Origin of the sequence: Sulfuricurvum sp. RIFOXYD12_FULL_44_77 (genome assembly GCF_001830725.1) — a bacterium.
Taxonomy (GTDB): domain Bacteria; phylum Campylobacterota; class Campylobacteria; order Campylobacterales; family Sulfurimonadaceae; genus Sulfuricurvum; species Sulfuricurvum kujiense_A.
The window spans coordinates 1-13,551 of the sequence record NZ_MIBU01000101.1 but is presented as its reverse complement, the minus strand read 5'-3'; the positions used below and the strand labels follow the sequence as shown (position 1 = coordinate 13,551).

Genomic DNA, 13,551 nt, shown 5'->3' with positions numbered 1-13,551 from the left:
AAATTCTTATCGAGTTTTAAAAAAGCGGAGCACTCCGAGAGGGAATATTTAAAGTCGCTTTTATGCAACAGTTTTGAAAAAATCGATATTACACTGGTACTCTATGCGTTAGAGCTTAGTAATATACACATTGATGAAAATAGATTATAAAAGTCTTTCCAAATGAATAAAAAATGCATTAATAGATTCAAAAAGGATCTAGTATGTCAGAAATGAATGAAGCAGAACACAAAAAAGAGCTGGCAAAACTCAAACGTTTAGCGGTAGAGGTCGCCTCTGAAATCCACGATATCGTCGAAGATACGGTGTGGACGAATCACGTAAAAATGCCTGAGCTTGCTCAGAAATTGTATGAAGCGGTTGAAAAGGCGAATGCCTATAAAGCGGAGCACTCCCTCTAAGGGGTGAGGTATGGCGACACAAGAAGAGGTCTTAGCACTCGAAGTGTGTGAATGCGGCAACAAGAGCGTTGCCGAGGCAATCACCATCTTTCAAGAGACGTCGCTTCCCTATAAAAAAGCAAAAAAGCTGGTGACGGAGTGTGACAAAAGCTGCTGTCGAGCAGCCCTTTTGCGCCTTTTCGATATGGCGTATTTCGGGAAATTCGATTACGATGAAATAGAGCGGTTGATTCAACTGCGTCATGATAAATTGGGTGAAATTTTAGAGCGGATGAAAACGGGACGATGATGATCCGAAGAGCGTGTTATGATGATATTGATGCAATGGCAGGGCTCCTCAGTGAACTTTTCGGGATTGAAGACGATTTTTTGATCGATACGGATAAACAGATACGCGGTCTAACATTGTTGCTTCAAAATTCTGCGGCCACGGTTTTGGTAGCAGAGGTTGAAGGGAGGGTGATCGGGATGGTTTCGATGCAGTCTTTGATCTCTACCGCAATGGGAGAGAAGGTTGGATTGATCGAAGATATGATTGTTACCGCTGATTTTCGGGGGAAGGGGATCGGACGATTACTGCTGATGGGAATGATTGAAGAGTCTGAGCGTTTGGGGTACGGACGGCTTAGTCTCGGAGCCGACAGACGCAATTCTCCGGCTCTTTGTTTTTATAAAACGTTTGGATTTGAGACAAGCAATATGGGGCTAATGTACCGCATAGTGTAATTGAGCCGATTATTCTCTATCCACTACGACTCTGTTTTTCCCTTCTATTTTGGCTGCATACATGGCATCATCCGCTTTTTTGACGAACGACTCGATAGTTCCGACTCCATCGTACTGTGCGACACCGATACTTATGGTAATGTGACCGATGTTTTTAAAGTCTGTTTGTTCGATCTCTTTTCTGAGCCGTTCGGCAAAGGCGATCGTCCCTTCGTATGGGGTATCGATCTGCAAAATGAGAAACTCTTCTCCGCCCCATCGTACGAACATATCACTGCTTCGTACTAGGGAATGGACGATATCGGAAATCCGGATCAGGACTTCATCCCCTGCATTATGTCCGAAGGTATCGTTGACACTTTTAAAATCGTCGATGTCAAAAAGTATTAACGCAACCGAAGTATTGTAAAGGCGGGCTTGATCGGTCGATAATTTAAGCCATTGGTTGCACTGCAATCGGTTCGCCGCCCCGGTCAGAGGATCGGTGGCTGCAGCTTTTTCCAGTGCGTGTTCAAAGATAACTCTGGAGGTAATGTCTTTACCTGTCGAAATAAAATTGGTGAGCTCTTGACGTTTGTTTTTCAACGGAACGATGGTTTTGAATTCATGGTAGAGAGTTTTATCTTTTCGTTTATTGGTCACAACTCCCCGATAGGTCTCCCCTGAAAGGATCGTGTTCCAAAGATGCTCATAAAAGGGGTTTGGATGTTCCCCAGAGCGGAGAATGTTGGGTTTGTTACCGACTACTTCCTGCGCTAAAAATCCTGATTGCTGTTCAAAAGTGCGGTTGACGTATTCGATTTTCCCCTCTAAATCGGTGATGAGTACGGTATCTCCACTCTCTTCGAGTGCTTTTGAAAGTCTGAGAATATGAAAGTCGGTTTGGTGTTTAAACACACGAAGAATCTGCGTGATCGCATAGCTTGCGATCATTGCACAGAGCGCGCGGAACAGCTCAACCGGCAACGTGGTAAATGCTTCAAAAGATTCTCCGTTCACTATGGATGAGGGAAAAAATGTTCCGGCAGGGACAATGATCCCTGCAAAGATACCATAGAGGAAAAAAGTGCTTGCAAGGACATACGCACACCGTTTCATAGAATCATATACGGATCCTTGTACGAGATAAAACGGATGATAAAATATATATGCGGTCATAAATATACCGGGAGCACCGATAAGATAGCGAACCAATATATTGATATTCTCTAAGGTGAAATGGTGAAAACCTACGAGTAATGCAGCTGATCCTGAAATAATAAGAAGAAGCGTTATGATCGAAAACTTTTTATTCCGGATAACACGTAAGGCAAAATAAAAAAGGACTGCATACGAGAGGCTCATCGTAACTAAACTGCCGAGAATAAACAACTCTTTTGTCTCTTCTCCTCCCATAGACTTGAACATGATAAACCATTCGGATATTCCGTGAAGAATTCCGAATACCCCTAAATACTTTAATTCACGGGTGAATTTGAAAATGGAGTTTTCCATCGGATAGTGGAGAATACTAAAGCCTAACAGGAAAAAAGCAAGGCCGTAGATAAAATAGATATAGTCAATGAAGTGCACCATTAGTCTCCGTCTAAAAGGGGTTAAGTAGCTCTTGTATCTTTAATAGTATCATTTACCTACTTATGTTTACGAAGATATGGAATTTGTAATGTGTCCGATGACGTAAAAAAAGTTACAAATCCTCGCATATTCACCCCTGCAAACCCTATTCCTACAAATTTGTATCATTGTTGTCATTTTGTCGCTCTCTTTTAGTAAATGTCGCAAAAAACCATAGAACACCCCTTGCATCAACCTAAGTGAAGTTCAAAAATAAGGGGATAACATGGCTGGAGCAGCTAGCTTGCGACAAATCGCGTTCTACGGAAAAGGTGGGATCGGTAAATCTACTACATCTCAAAACACATTGGCAGCAATGTCACACTATTTCGATAAAAATATTATGATCGTCGGATGTGATCCAAAAGCGGATTCAACTCGTTTGATTCTTCATGAGAAAGCACAAGATACTATTCTTTCTCTTGCAGCGGAAATGGGAACCATCGAAGATGTTGAGATGGAACAAGCTCGTCTTTGGGGAAAAGGTCTTTTTGATAAAGAAACTCCGGGCGGTTGGATCAACTGTACAGAATCAGGCGGACCAGAGCCAGGAGTAGGTTGTGCAGGTCGTGGTGTTATTACGGCTATTAACTTTCTTGAAGAAGAGGGTGCTTACGATGAAGAAGGTTTAGATTTCGTTTCTTATGACGTTCTTGGTGACGTTGTTTGTGGTGGATTTGCTATGCCGATTCGTGAGGGTAAAGCACAAGAAATTTACATCGTTATGTCTGGTGAAATGATGGCGATGTACGCGGCTAACAACATCTCTAAAGGGATTTTGAAATACGCAAACACAGGTGGAGTACGTCTTGCAGGTCTTATCTGTAACGCTCGTATGACGGATAAAGAGTACGATTTGGCGCTTGAGCTTGCTCAACGTATCGGAACTCAATTGATCCACTTCGTACCACGTAACAACATCGTTCAGCATGCTGAATTGCGTCGTATGACGGTTGTTGAATACAGCCCATATTCTGACCAAGCTCGCGAATACAAAGAGCTTGCTCGTAAAATCGTTTATAACGATATGAAAATTATCCCTACTCCAATCAGTATGGATGATCTCGAAGACTTGCTTCTTGCATTCGGTCTTGAAGACGAAGTTGACGAAAGTCAAGTCGGAAAAGCAGCAGAAGCTTAATTAGTCACGTTACCCCGTGGATTCCTCTTTGGAGGGATCTTCAATGGTCGTCATGAAAATGACAAATAACATCTTGTTAATAATGAAAAGAAAACAACAGAAAAAGGAGATTAGATGTTTGTATTAGGTTTTCACTTCCCAGCAGATATGGGGAATCAAATTCCAGACGAATTAGTTGCAGAAAAACTTGCCGGTGTTGATATCAGTGACGTTAAAGAGATCAAATTGTTGATGGGTACAAAAGACAAAGATAAAGAGTGGATCAGCTACACCAACAAAGATACTTTCTTGTTCCGTGCTATGGTTCATTACTTCAAAGAAGAGAACCCGAATAAAGAACAAAAATACATGATCTACATGAACCGTTACCAAATGTCTGCTATCTCTAAACGTGTAGATGCAGCAGATGATGAAACAATGAAATTGTGTCACAACTTAGATTCGATGGAACAATTCCGTATCGAAGTCGCGTAAGGAAGGGGTGTATTATGGGTCCAGAAACACTAGAAGCTAAACAAAAAGCGGCCATTGAAGAGATCTTAAAAGCGTATCCTGAGAAAGCGGCGAAAAACCGTGAAAAACATCTCGGTGTCGGAACTCCCAATGATGAAAATCAAAAAACCTGCGGTGATGTCCGCTCAAACAAAAAAACCGTTCCGGGTGTTATGAGTCAACGCGGTTGTGCTTATGCAGGGTCTAAAGGGGTTGTATGGGGTCCGATCAAAGATATGATCCACATCAGCCACGGTCCTATCGGATGCGGTCAATATAGCCGTGCAGGTCGTCGTAACTATTACATCGGGGTAACCGGTGTTGATACATTCGTTACAATGAACTTCTGTTCGGATTTCCAAGAGAACAACATCGTTTTCGGCGGAGACAAAAAACTTGGGAAATGTGTCGATGAAATCGAAGTACTTTTCCCACTCAATAACGGTATCACGGTTCAATCCGAGTGTCCGATCGGTTTGATCGGGGATGATATCAATGCGGTTGCTAAAACAAAAGCGGCTGAGATCGGTAAAACAATCGTTCCGGTTAACTGTGAAGGTTTCCGTGGGGTATCTCAATCATTGGGTCACCACATCGCTAATGACGCGGTTCGTGACTATATCTTTGACGGCGATCTTAGCCACATCGATATCAGTGATGTTACTCCGACTGAGTACGACGTTGCGATCATCGGGGACTACAACATTGGCGGTGACACTTGGTCTAGCCGTATCCTTCTTGAAGAGATGGGTCTTCGTGTTGTAGCTCAATGGTCAGGCGACGCGACAATGAAAGAGATGGCTTTGACACCGAAAGTAAAATTGAACTTGCTTCACTGCTACCGTTCAATGAACTACATCAGCCGTCACATGGAAAAAGAGTTCGGGATTCCTTGGATCGAGTATAACTTCTTCGGACCGAGCCAAACGATTAAATCACTTCGCAAAATCGCTGCTTTCTTCGACGAAAGTATCCAAGCAAAATGTGAAGAGGTTATCGCGAAGTATCAACCGATGATCGATGCGGTTATCGCGAAATACAAACCACGTCTTGAAGGGAAACAAGTAATGTTGTTCGTCGGCGGACTTCGCCCTCGTCACGTTATCGGTGCCTATGAAGATTTGGGTATGGAAGTAATCGGAACCGGTTATGAGTTCGCTCACGATGACGACTACAAACGTACCAAAGAAGAGATTTTCCGCTCGACCGTTATCTACGATGACGTCAACGAGTATGAGCTTGAAGCATTCGTTAAAAAACTTCAACCTGACCTTGTCGCTTCAGGGATCAAAGAGAAGTATGTATTCCAAAAAATGGGTCTCCCATACCGCCAAATGCACTCTTGGGATTACAGCGGTCCATACCACGGATACGACGGATTCGCGATTTTCGCACAAGATATGGATTTAGCAATTAATTCACCTGTATGGGCTCATTCAAAAGCACCATGGGAAAAGGAAGGTTGAGACGATGCAAGAAGTAGAAAAAATCGTAAACGGGAAAGACCTGTTTAAACGCCCGGAGTACGCAGAAGTACTCGCAAACAAAAAACAATTCGAATCTTCTATGCTCGCAATCAACCCTGCGAAAGTAGATGAAATCGCTGAGTGGACTAAATCATGGGATTACCGTGAGAAGAACCTTGCTCGTGAAGCAATCACCGTCAATCCTGCAAAAGCATGTCAGCCTCTTGGGGCTGTTATGGTTGCTCTCGGATTCGAAGGTACTATGCCTTACGTTCACGGTTCACACGGTTGTGTAGCCTATTTCCGTTCATACTTTACCAAACACTTCAAAGAGCCGACTCCATGTGTTTCTGACTCTATGACTGAAGATGCTGCGGTATTCGGTGGATTGGTCAATATGAAAGAGGGTCTTAAAAACTGTGCAGCAGTCTATAAACCTAAAATGATCGCCGTTTCTACCACTTGTATGGCAGAAGTTATCGGTGATGATTTACAAGCGTTTATCATTGCGGCTAAAGAAGAAGATAAAGGTGAGTTTTTACCTGAAGAATATCCGATTCCGTATGCGCACACTCCTTCATTCGTAGGAAGCCATATCACGGGTTATGACAACATGATGCACGGTATCATGTCTCAGCTCACTGAGGGTCAAAAAGGCGAAACGAAACAACGTATCAACATCATCCCTGGTTTTGAAACGTATATCGGAAGCCTCCGTTCAGTAAAAAGCATCGTAGAAGCATTCGGCACAGACTATATCATGTTGGGTGACCACTCTGATCAATGGGATATGCCTGCTGGTAACTACGAAATGTTCTCTGGCGGAACAAAATTGGATGATGCAAAAGATTGTATCAATTCAAGTGCAACGATCTCATTGCAAAAATATTCAACAACTAAAACCATGAAAATGGTCGAAAAACGTTGGAAACACGCTGGTGGACATAGTAACCCGATCGGTCTTAAAGGTACCGATGAGTTCGTTATGAAACTCGCAGAATTAACAGGAACCGAAGTTCCTCAAAAACTTAAAATCGAGCGCGGCCGTTTAGTTGATGCTATGCAAGACAGCTATCCGTATATGCACGGTAAAAAATTCGCTATCTGGGGTGATCCTGACTTCCTTCTCGGAGCCGTTTCATTCTTGTTAGAGATGGGTGCTGAGCCGACTCACGTCCTTTGCCACAATGCACCGAACGGTTGGGAAGCTGAGATGAGAGCATTGCTTGATACGTCTCCGGCTAAAGATAGCCTAAACGTATGGGCTGGAAAAGATTTGTGGCACATGCGTTCACTCTTGTTTACTGAGCCGGTCGATTTCATGATCGGTAACAGCTATGGTAAAGAGTTGATGCGTGACACCGGTACTCCGTTGATCTACATCGGATTCCCGATTTTCGACCGTCATCACCTACACCGCTACTCTATCAGCGGGTACGATGGAGCGTTGAATCTTCTTACTTGGATCACGAACAAAGTTCTTGATCAGTTGGATGAAGATACGAAACAAATCGCTACCACTGACTATTTCTTCGACCTCGTCCGCTAAGGACACCGCCTCCATTCGGGGGCAAACTTCATTGTTTCTCGTCATTTTCTCCCCTTTTGGGAGATTTTTTTGGTTGAGTTTTTTACGAAAGACTTAGTCAAACAAACAGGATGATTTATGGCCGGCGTACAGGATAAACTAAAAGCGGAGTTAATGGTTGAAATCTATGCGAGTATTGATCGCATTTACGATTCGATAGAGCAACATTTTGATCTCGATGAAATGCGTCGCATAAATGTTATCAAAAGCCTCAATACGCTCAAAGACGAACTCTATTTCGTCGTGCAAACTACACCGCTCTCCTAATTACATAGGAGATATTTTATTTTGATACATCGCTTTATCTGCCGCTTGGATAATCGAATCGACACTCGCACCCTTCTTAAACTCAGCCATACCGTAAGCAAAATTGATTTTAAATTCGTTTTGATCAACTTTAAAATGTATATGGTTACAGTATTCCAAAATCGTTTCCATTTTTGTTTTGATCTCATTTTGTGAAACTTTTGCATCGAATATAACCAAAAATTCATCTCCGCCGTATCGTACGACACGCCCTCCGCTCTCTTTGAGCTTGAATGCAATGTGGATGAGTACTTTATCCCCGACAACATGTCCGTAGGTATCATTGATCTGTTTAAATTTATTCAAATCGACCATAATAAGGGTTCCGCTATCACGAACCGAGATATGATCGCTATTGCAGAGTGTATCTTCGAACCATTGACGATTATAGCTCTTGGTTAAGCCGTCTTCATAGACTATTTTTTGCAGTTCATGAATCTCTTGTTGGAGTATCTTAGTCTGTTTCAGTACACTTTTTAATACCTCTTTGTCTTCGGTTTCGATGGCATGTATCGCTTCATCGGTGCATTTGGATAACGTAATAAGATGACGGACCATTTTTTCATCGAGCATTTCAGAACTGATAACTTGATTGGGTTTAAGTTTGACATGATGGGCGTGTGCTTTTTCAGCATAGAGCCGATTATATTCGGCAGGAAATACGACTTTTAATTTTTGAATACTCTCTTTGACTTCGTTGGTAATATCAATATGTTCTTTGTATAAATCGCTCATTGCATCCTGCTCTCTAATTTAGTAAACGTTAATTCAATGGATTCACGGTCCATTGGTTTGTAATAATAGTACCCCTGAATCGAATCGATTCCGTTGACGAGTAAAAATTCCATCTCTTCGATGCTCTCTACCCCCTCGGCTAATACTTCCATTCCCAACCCTTTTGCCAGAGCGATAATTGTTTTTACGATAGTTTGGTTTTTAGGCTCCATCGTGATATTACGGATAAAGGAGATATCGATTTTGAGTTTATCGATGGGGAGATGTTTGAGATAGGAGAGAGATGAATATCCGGTTCCGAAATCATCAATAGATATCTTAAATCCCTTGCTTTTGATGACACCGAGTAACGCGATCATTTTTTCAGGATATTCGAGGATTGAACTCTCTGTAATTTCGAGTTCAATCCATGACGGACTACACTCTGTTTTATGGAGTAATTCTTCGAGCTGCAGTAAAAAGTTTTGGTGAATAAGCTGTTTGGCTGATACATTGATAGCAATCCTGCCGCTAAATATCCCTTGTTCCATCCATTTTACAGCCGTTTTAAAACCCTCTTCTAAGACAAAGGAACCCAATTCGATGATTAAGCCGCGCTCTTCGGCGATTGGTATAAATACCGATGGTGGGGTTGTCTCTTCTTCGGTGAACCATCTAGCAAGTGCCTCTACCCCTATGATTTTTCCTGTATGAGGATTGATCTGAAGCTGATAATAGAGGGCAAGATCGTGATTGGAAATAGCTTTTTTAAGATTGGAGGCAAGTGTAGTTCGCTCCAGTAATTCTTGGGTCAAACCGTCATTGTAGAAATTATAGCTATTTCGCCCGAAACTTTTAGCTTTATACATGGCCGCATCAGCTTTTTGGAGGAGTTCTTCAGGGTTGGAAGCATCCTCTGGATAGAGGGAAATTCCTATGCTTGCCGAGATATAGACCTCAGTATGATCGATATTAAAAGGATCGTTGAGTGTTTGTATCAGACGGTTTATGCACATCTGAATAGAGTGGTGATCTGTTTTTAATTCTATTACTATAATAAACTCATCTCCTCCAGGTCTAATGATTAACGTATCTTTGGGGAAAAGATCCTGTAACAGTTTTGTAAAGAGGATCAGGATCTCATCTCCGAAGCGATGGCCATACGAGTCATTGATCTCTTTGAAGCCGTCCAAATCAACAAACAACAGGGCGAACGGGTGATTTTCCATGTTATCTGTTTTGATTTGCAGTGTTTCAATGAGGCTAAGACGGTTTGGGAGCCCGGTGAGTGGATCATGGTGAGCTAATGTATCAAATTTTTCTTTGGCTTCTAAAATGTTGTTTTTGTGTTCTGAATAGACTAAATGTTGGAGATAAAAAAACGGTAACTGATAAAAAATAGAAAGATAGAGGTAATGGATATAAAAAACCAACCTTTGTAGGTTTGGAGTAGAGTGAGCTGATAGCTGTTGGATGTTAATGATGCAACGGCTGTATCGGAAAAATAGATCCATAGCACCCCAAAGATAAAATAAATAGCAGCTATCCAGAGGGCATTTTTAAAGCTTTGATTAAAATTTAGCACTTACTATCACTTTTGTTAGGATGTTCATAAAATATTATATCACAGTGAGAAGAAGATACTTTTTTTATCCATTCTGGAACGGTGTATGCAGATATGATACTATCTGAATATAAAGGACTTTACTATGGAACATCATGTTGTGATTGAAAAATTATGCAGCTGTGCGAAAAAAGAGGAGATGTCTCAAATAACTACCTATGATACCAAAGAGAATGCGTATGAAGCGGCTGAAACACAATTGGCCTATATGCAGGGACATTTTTGCGGTAAGCACGAATTCCAGCTTGTTGAGGTAGGGGATAATTACGTCATCGGAATGGTTAGCGGCTGCGGCTGTAAAGGATAAATTATGGAGTACCACGTAGTAGTAGAGAAATTGTGCAAATGTGCAATTCGTAAAAATATGCCTCAAATTAAAACCTTTGACGACAAAGAAAATGCGTATAGAATCGCACGTGCTTGGGCGCAGGAGTTAAACGAGAGCTTTTGCGGACAACATTCATTCGGGGTTGTAGAGGTGGATGATAACTTTGTGATCACTGTCGGTGAGGGGAGCTATTGAAGTTTGATAAAAGACAATATTAAGTAAAATAAAACAATTTTATTTTATTAAGGTATTGGCTGGGATGAAAAAGTACTATTACGGTGCCGTGGCATTTTATTTAATGGCCGTAATGGCGTATATCGGATATCAATATACGCAACAGCGCTCGGAGCTGATAGCTGAAATAGATCAGAGATTGATTCAGTGTGCGAGTGTGACCGATCAGCTTCTTCCGGCATCCTTGCATACTAACGCTATCCATACGGGAACTATCGCTCCTGCGGACGATCTCCAAAATCGTCTTGTATTGTCACGGTTTGCTGAAACTATGAATGTGAAATATGTTTATTCCTTTGTTTTAGAAAAAGGGAAAATCTATTTTACCTCCAGCAGTGCAACGAGCGAAGAGCTTAAAAGCGGTGAGGATATCAGCTACTTTTTTGATGAGTATACCGATGAATCTCCCCTATTGTTGGATGCCTTTAAAACACAACAGATGCAGTTTGAAGAGTCTTCCGATCAATGGGGACATTTCCGATCGGTATATTTGCCTCATATTTCGCCAAGCGGACGTGTTTATATCACGGGAGCCGATATAGAAGTGAGCAATATCAATGCTCAATTGAATGCGCTTTTACTCCATTCAATGGGGGAAGCATTGTTTTATATGCTTATTTTAATCCCATTTTTTGTCGCTTATCGGATGCATAATCTGAGTATCCAAAAAGAACTTACCGCTCAGGTTGATGAACGAACAGCCGATTTACGAGAGCGTTCCTCTGCCATTACCCGTTTGCTTGATAATTCCAATCAGGGATTTTTAACGTTTTCAACCTCTTTGAATGTTGAAAATGAGTATTCTCAAAAATGTCTGGAAATCTTTCAAGAAACGATTGAAGGGAAAAATATCGGAGAACTTTTGTATCCGGAAGAAGTAGAGGAAAAAAAGTTTTTTGATGAAACCATCAGAGCCGTTTTCGAGGAAGAAGATGAGGTCAAGATCGACGCGATTTTATCGCTACTTCAATACGAATTCGTACTTCATAATAAAGCTATTAACATCCTCTATAAGCGGATAGAACCACAGCGGTTTATGCTTATTCTAACGGATATTACCGATAAGAAAAATTTGGAAAAAAACATTGAAAAAGAGCGTAACAGACTCAAAATGATCGTATCCGCCATCAGTAACAGCGAGGAGCTTTTCGAACTGTTGGAGGGGTATCAAACTTTTTTATCGGAGCGAGAAGGTTTCATCGTATGGGAACATACCCCACAGCAAAATCTTACAGAATTGTATCGTGTGATTCATACCTATAAGGGACTTTTTGCCCAAAAAGATTTTATGACCACACTTCAAGGGTTGCATAAAGTGGAATCCAGACTCTCCTTATGGCTTAAAGATGAGACGATCTCGAATGAAACCATTCAAACCATGCTGAAAAAAATTGATTTTGAGCTATGGCTTAAAAAAGATACCGATATTTTGCGTGATACTCTGGGTGATGATTTTATGGATAGAAAAACGACGATTACGATCGATGAAGTGACCTATGAGACGCTTCAAAATAAAATTCTAGAATTAATCGACGCTCAACCGGAGGAGTGTCATGAGCTGCTGGAGCTGCTAGAGGTTATTAAAGGGTTGAAATATAAGCCGATAGGAGAGTATTTCGCTTCTTTGCCGAAATATGTCGAACTTCTTGGTGAACGTCTTGAAAAATCTCTTAATGTGATGGAGATAGAGGATAAAACGAATGTTTCCGTAGGGGAAGCGTTCCGAGGATTTGCTAAATCGTTGATTCATATTATCCGTAACAGTGTTGATCATGGGATTGAATCTCCTGAGGAGAGAGTGGAACGCGAAAAAGAGGAAGAGGGAAATATCTTTTTTGTTATTGCTGAGACAGAAGATGCCGTAATTGTGAAAATCAGCGATGACGGTCGTGGAATCGATAGAGAAAAACTAAAACAAAAAGCCCTTGATGGCGGGTTTAGAACATCCCAAGAACTTGAGGATGAGGAATCTGTGATTGAGTTGTTGTTTGAAGATTATCTTTCGACAAAAGAGGAGATCAATGATCTCTCCGGCAGAGGAATAGGGCTCGCATCGGTACGTTCGGAACTTTTGAAACTTGGGGGAAGCTATAAGGTGATATCGGAATTGGGAAGAGGGACCCGTTTTGAATTTACAATCCCTAAAAAATCATTACTCAAGGGCATTTGATGGAAAATATTGAGGTATTAAAAAAGGTTTTAATTGCCATTGTACACCAAGTAGAGGTATTTATGAGCGATGAGATGAAAATTGAAATCGAATTTGACGGTGAGTATCGATCGGTGGATAAAGTTGAATTAAAAAAATATACCACCACGATAGGGATTGGCGGAAGTCTAAACTTGTTATTCTATGCAACGTATAATGAACTGCTTCTTGATACTATGACCCGAAGACTCGCCTATGGAGAGATCAAGGAAGATGAATTTGTCGAATTACGCGACAGTGCGGCAGGAGAAATCGCCAATATGATTATGGGGCAATCTCTCAGCCATTTTCCCAATCAAGGACGGGGGGTGAGCATTACTCCCCCTGTAACAATCGAAGATGCCAAATCGATTGTCAAAACAAATGGTGCCGGCATAATCAGTGCGGTACTCTCAACCCCTTATGGAAACATCGAATTAAACGTTATCGGATCGGCTAAAGGAGAATGGAATGCTTAATATTTTGGTAGTCGATGATTCGTTAATTATGCGAAGAAATATTACAAAAATGATAGAATCCTTAGGGCATAGAGTCATTGGAGAAGCAAAAGACGGATTGGAGTCAATAACTCTATATTCGAAACTTAAGCCTGATTTGGTGACGATGGATATTACAATGCCGGAGATGGATGGAATAACAGCGGTTAAAGAGCTAAAAAAAATCGATAAAAATGCCAAAATCATTATGGTGACGTCTCACGGTCAGGAA

16 protein-coding genes are annotated in these 13,551 nt (G+C 41.4%); 13 read left to right on the top strand and 3 right to left on the bottom strand.

The genetic code is table 11. The annotated features are described in order from the left end of the window. Positions 1-203 precede the first annotated feature (203 nt). Genes A2517_RS04510 through A2517_RS04500 form a run of 3 tightly spaced genes read left to right on the top strand, consistent with a single transcriptional unit; the run spans position 204 to position 1,127 of the window. Positions 204-401: a CCE_0567 family metalloprotein gene (locus tag A2517_RS04510; RefSeq protein ID WP_294894573.1), complete on the top strand. Its 198-nt coding sequence runs from the start codon at positions 204-206 to the stop codon at positions 399-401. A gap of 10 nt (positions 402-411) precedes the next feature. After that, positions 412-690 carry a hypothetical protein gene (locus tag A2517_RS04505; protein WP_294894571.1) on the top strand — a complete coding sequence of 93 codons (279 nt, stop codon included), beginning with the start codon at positions 412-414 and terminating at the stop codon, positions 688-690. Beyond that, positions 687-1,127: a GNAT family N-acetyltransferase gene (locus A2517_RS04500; RefSeq protein WP_294894569.1), complete on the top strand. Its 441-nt coding sequence runs from the start codon at positions 687-689 to the stop codon at positions 1,125-1,127. The genes A2517_RS04505 and A2517_RS04500 overlap by 4 nt, the downstream gene beginning before the upstream one ends. A 9-nt stretch (positions 1,128-1,136) precedes the next feature. Here A2517_RS04500 and A2517_RS04495 read toward each other — a convergent pair whose 3' ends face one another. Continuing rightward, the gene (locus A2517_RS04495) at positions 1,137-2,702 is read right to left on the bottom strand and encodes a sensor domain-containing diguanylate cyclase (protein WP_294894567.1); all 1,566 of its coding nucleotides are present in this window, start codon (positions 2,700-2,702) and stop codon (positions 1,137-1,139) included. Between the two features lie 265 nt (positions 2,703-2,967). On the opposite strand from A2517_RS04495, the gene nifH reads away from it, so the two are divergent. The 5 genes from nifH to A2517_RS04470 all read left to right on the top strand — a co-directional run bounded on the left by nifH (position 2,968) and on the right by A2517_RS04470 (position 7,695). Further along, a complete protein-coding gene (gene nifH / locus A2517_RS04490; protein WP_294894564.1) occupies positions 2,968-3,882 on the top strand; it encodes a nitrogenase iron protein in 915 nt (304 codons plus the stop codon). Between the two features lie 114 nt (positions 3,883-3,996). Beyond that, entirely contained in the window at positions 3,997-4,356 is a 360-nt protein-coding gene (locus A2517_RS04485; RefSeq protein WP_294894562.1) for a hypothetical protein, read from the top strand. Positions 4,357-4,370: 14 nt separating this feature from the next. Then, complete coding sequence (gene nifD, locus A2517_RS04480; RefSeq protein ID WP_294894560.1) at positions 4,371-5,840, top strand: nitrogenase molybdenum-iron protein alpha chain; 1,470 nt, start codon at positions 4,371-4,373, stop codon at positions 5,838-5,840. Between the two features lie 4 nt (positions 5,841-5,844). Next, positions 5,845-7,389, top strand: coding sequence for a nitrogenase molybdenum-iron protein subunit beta (gene nifK / locus A2517_RS04475; RefSeq protein WP_294894558.1), 1,545 nt, complete (start codon positions 5,845-5,847; stop codon positions 7,387-7,389). A gap of 117 nt (positions 7,390-7,506) precedes the next feature. Then, positions 7,507-7,695 carry a hypothetical protein gene (locus A2517_RS04470; protein WP_294894556.1) on the top strand — a complete coding sequence of 63 codons (189 nt, stop codon included), beginning with the start codon at positions 7,507-7,509 and terminating at the stop codon, positions 7,693-7,695. Here A2517_RS04470 and A2517_RS04465 read toward each other — a convergent pair whose 3' ends face one another. Both A2517_RS04465 and A2517_RS04460 read right to left on the bottom strand, forming a co-directional pair. Continuing rightward, positions 7,696-8,469, bottom strand: coding sequence for a GGDEF domain-containing protein (locus A2517_RS04465; protein WP_294894554.1), 774 nt, complete (start codon positions 8,467-8,469; stop codon positions 7,696-7,698). Further along, positions 8,466-9,962, bottom strand: coding sequence for an EAL domain-containing protein (locus tag A2517_RS04460; protein WP_294894552.1), 1,497 nt, complete (start codon positions 9,960-9,962; stop codon positions 8,466-8,468). The genes A2517_RS04465 and A2517_RS04460 overlap by 4 nt, the downstream gene beginning before the upstream one ends. 195 nt (positions 9,963-10,157) lie before the next feature. Here A2517_RS04460 and A2517_RS04455 point away from each other — a divergent pair, with 195 nt between their 5' ends. From A2517_RS04455 to A2517_RS04435, 5 genes are all read left to right on the top strand, one after another. Next, positions 10,158-10,379, top strand: coding sequence for a hypothetical protein (locus A2517_RS04455; protein WP_294894550.1), 222 nt, complete (start codon positions 10,158-10,160; stop codon positions 10,377-10,379). Positions 10,380-10,382: 3 nt separating this feature from the next. Further along, positions 10,383-10,595, top strand: coding sequence for a hypothetical protein (locus A2517_RS04450; protein WP_294894548.1), 213 nt, complete (start codon positions 10,383-10,385; stop codon positions 10,593-10,595). 64 nt (positions 10,596-10,659) lie between these two features. After that, complete coding sequence (locus tag A2517_RS04445) at positions 10,660-12,804, top strand: ATP-binding protein (protein WP_294894546.1); 2,145 nt, start codon at positions 10,660-10,662, stop codon at positions 12,802-12,804. Continuing rightward, a complete protein-coding gene (locus A2517_RS04440; RefSeq protein ID WP_294894544.1) occupies positions 12,804-13,301 on the top strand; it encodes a chemotaxis protein CheX in 498 nt (165 codons plus the stop codon). The genes A2517_RS04445 and A2517_RS04440 overlap by 1 nt, the downstream gene beginning before the upstream one ends. Then, positions 13,294-13,551: response regulator (locus A2517_RS04435; protein WP_294894542.1), on the top strand; the 258-nt coding region annotated here is incomplete at its 3' end. The genes A2517_RS04440 and A2517_RS04435, both read left to right, overlap by 8 nt.

Bases quoted from the DNA above. Each gene is read 5' to 3' on its own strand.
- A2517_RS04510 (WP_294894573.1), top strand. From the start codon at position 204: ATGTCAGAAATGAATGAAGCAGAACACAAAAAAGAGCTGGCAAAACTC.
- A2517_RS04505 (WP_294894571.1), top strand. From the start codon at position 412: ATGGCGACACAAGAAGAGGTCTTAGCACTCGAAGTGTGTGAATGCGGC.
- A2517_RS04500 (WP_294894569.1), top strand. From the start codon at position 687: ATGATGATCCGAAGAGCGTGTTATGATGATATTGATGCAATGGCAGGG.
- A2517_RS04495 (WP_294894567.1), bottom strand. From the start codon at position 2,702: ATGGTGCACTTCATTGACTATATCTATTTTATCTACGGCCTTGCTTTT.
- nifH (WP_294894564.1), top strand. From the start codon at position 2,968: ATGGCTGGAGCAGCTAGCTTGCGACAAATCGCGTTCTACGGAAAAGGT.
- A2517_RS04485 (WP_294894562.1), top strand. From the start codon at position 3,997: ATGTTTGTATTAGGTTTTCACTTCCCAGCAGATATGGGGAATCAAATT.
- nifD (WP_294894560.1), top strand. From the start codon at position 4,371: ATGGGTCCAGAAACACTAGAAGCTAAACAAAAAGCGGCCATTGAAGAG.
- nifK (WP_294894558.1), top strand. From the start codon at position 5,845: ATGCAAGAAGTAGAAAAAATCGTAAACGGGAAAGACCTGTTTAAACGC.
- A2517_RS04470 (WP_294894556.1), top strand. From the start codon at position 7,507: ATGGCCGGCGTACAGGATAAACTAAAAGCGGAGTTAATGGTTGAAATC.
- A2517_RS04465 (WP_294894554.1), bottom strand. From the start codon at position 8,469: ATGAGCGATTTATACAAAGAACATATTGATATTACCAACGAAGTCAAA.
- A2517_RS04460 (WP_294894552.1), bottom strand. From the start codon at position 9,962: ATGGATCTATTTTTCCGATACAGCCGTTGCATCATTAACATCCAACAG.
- A2517_RS04455 (WP_294894550.1), top strand. From the start codon at position 10,158: ATGGAACATCATGTTGTGATTGAAAAATTATGCAGCTGTGCGAAAAAA.
- A2517_RS04450 (WP_294894548.1), top strand. From the start codon at position 10,383: ATGGAGTACCACGTAGTAGTAGAGAAATTGTGCAAATGTGCAATTCGT.
- A2517_RS04445 (WP_294894546.1), top strand. From the start codon at position 10,660: ATGAAAAAGTACTATTACGGTGCCGTGGCATTTTATTTAATGGCCGTA.
- A2517_RS04440 (WP_294894544.1), top strand. From the start codon at position 12,804: ATGGAAAATATTGAGGTATTAAAAAAGGTTTTAATTGCCATTGTACAC.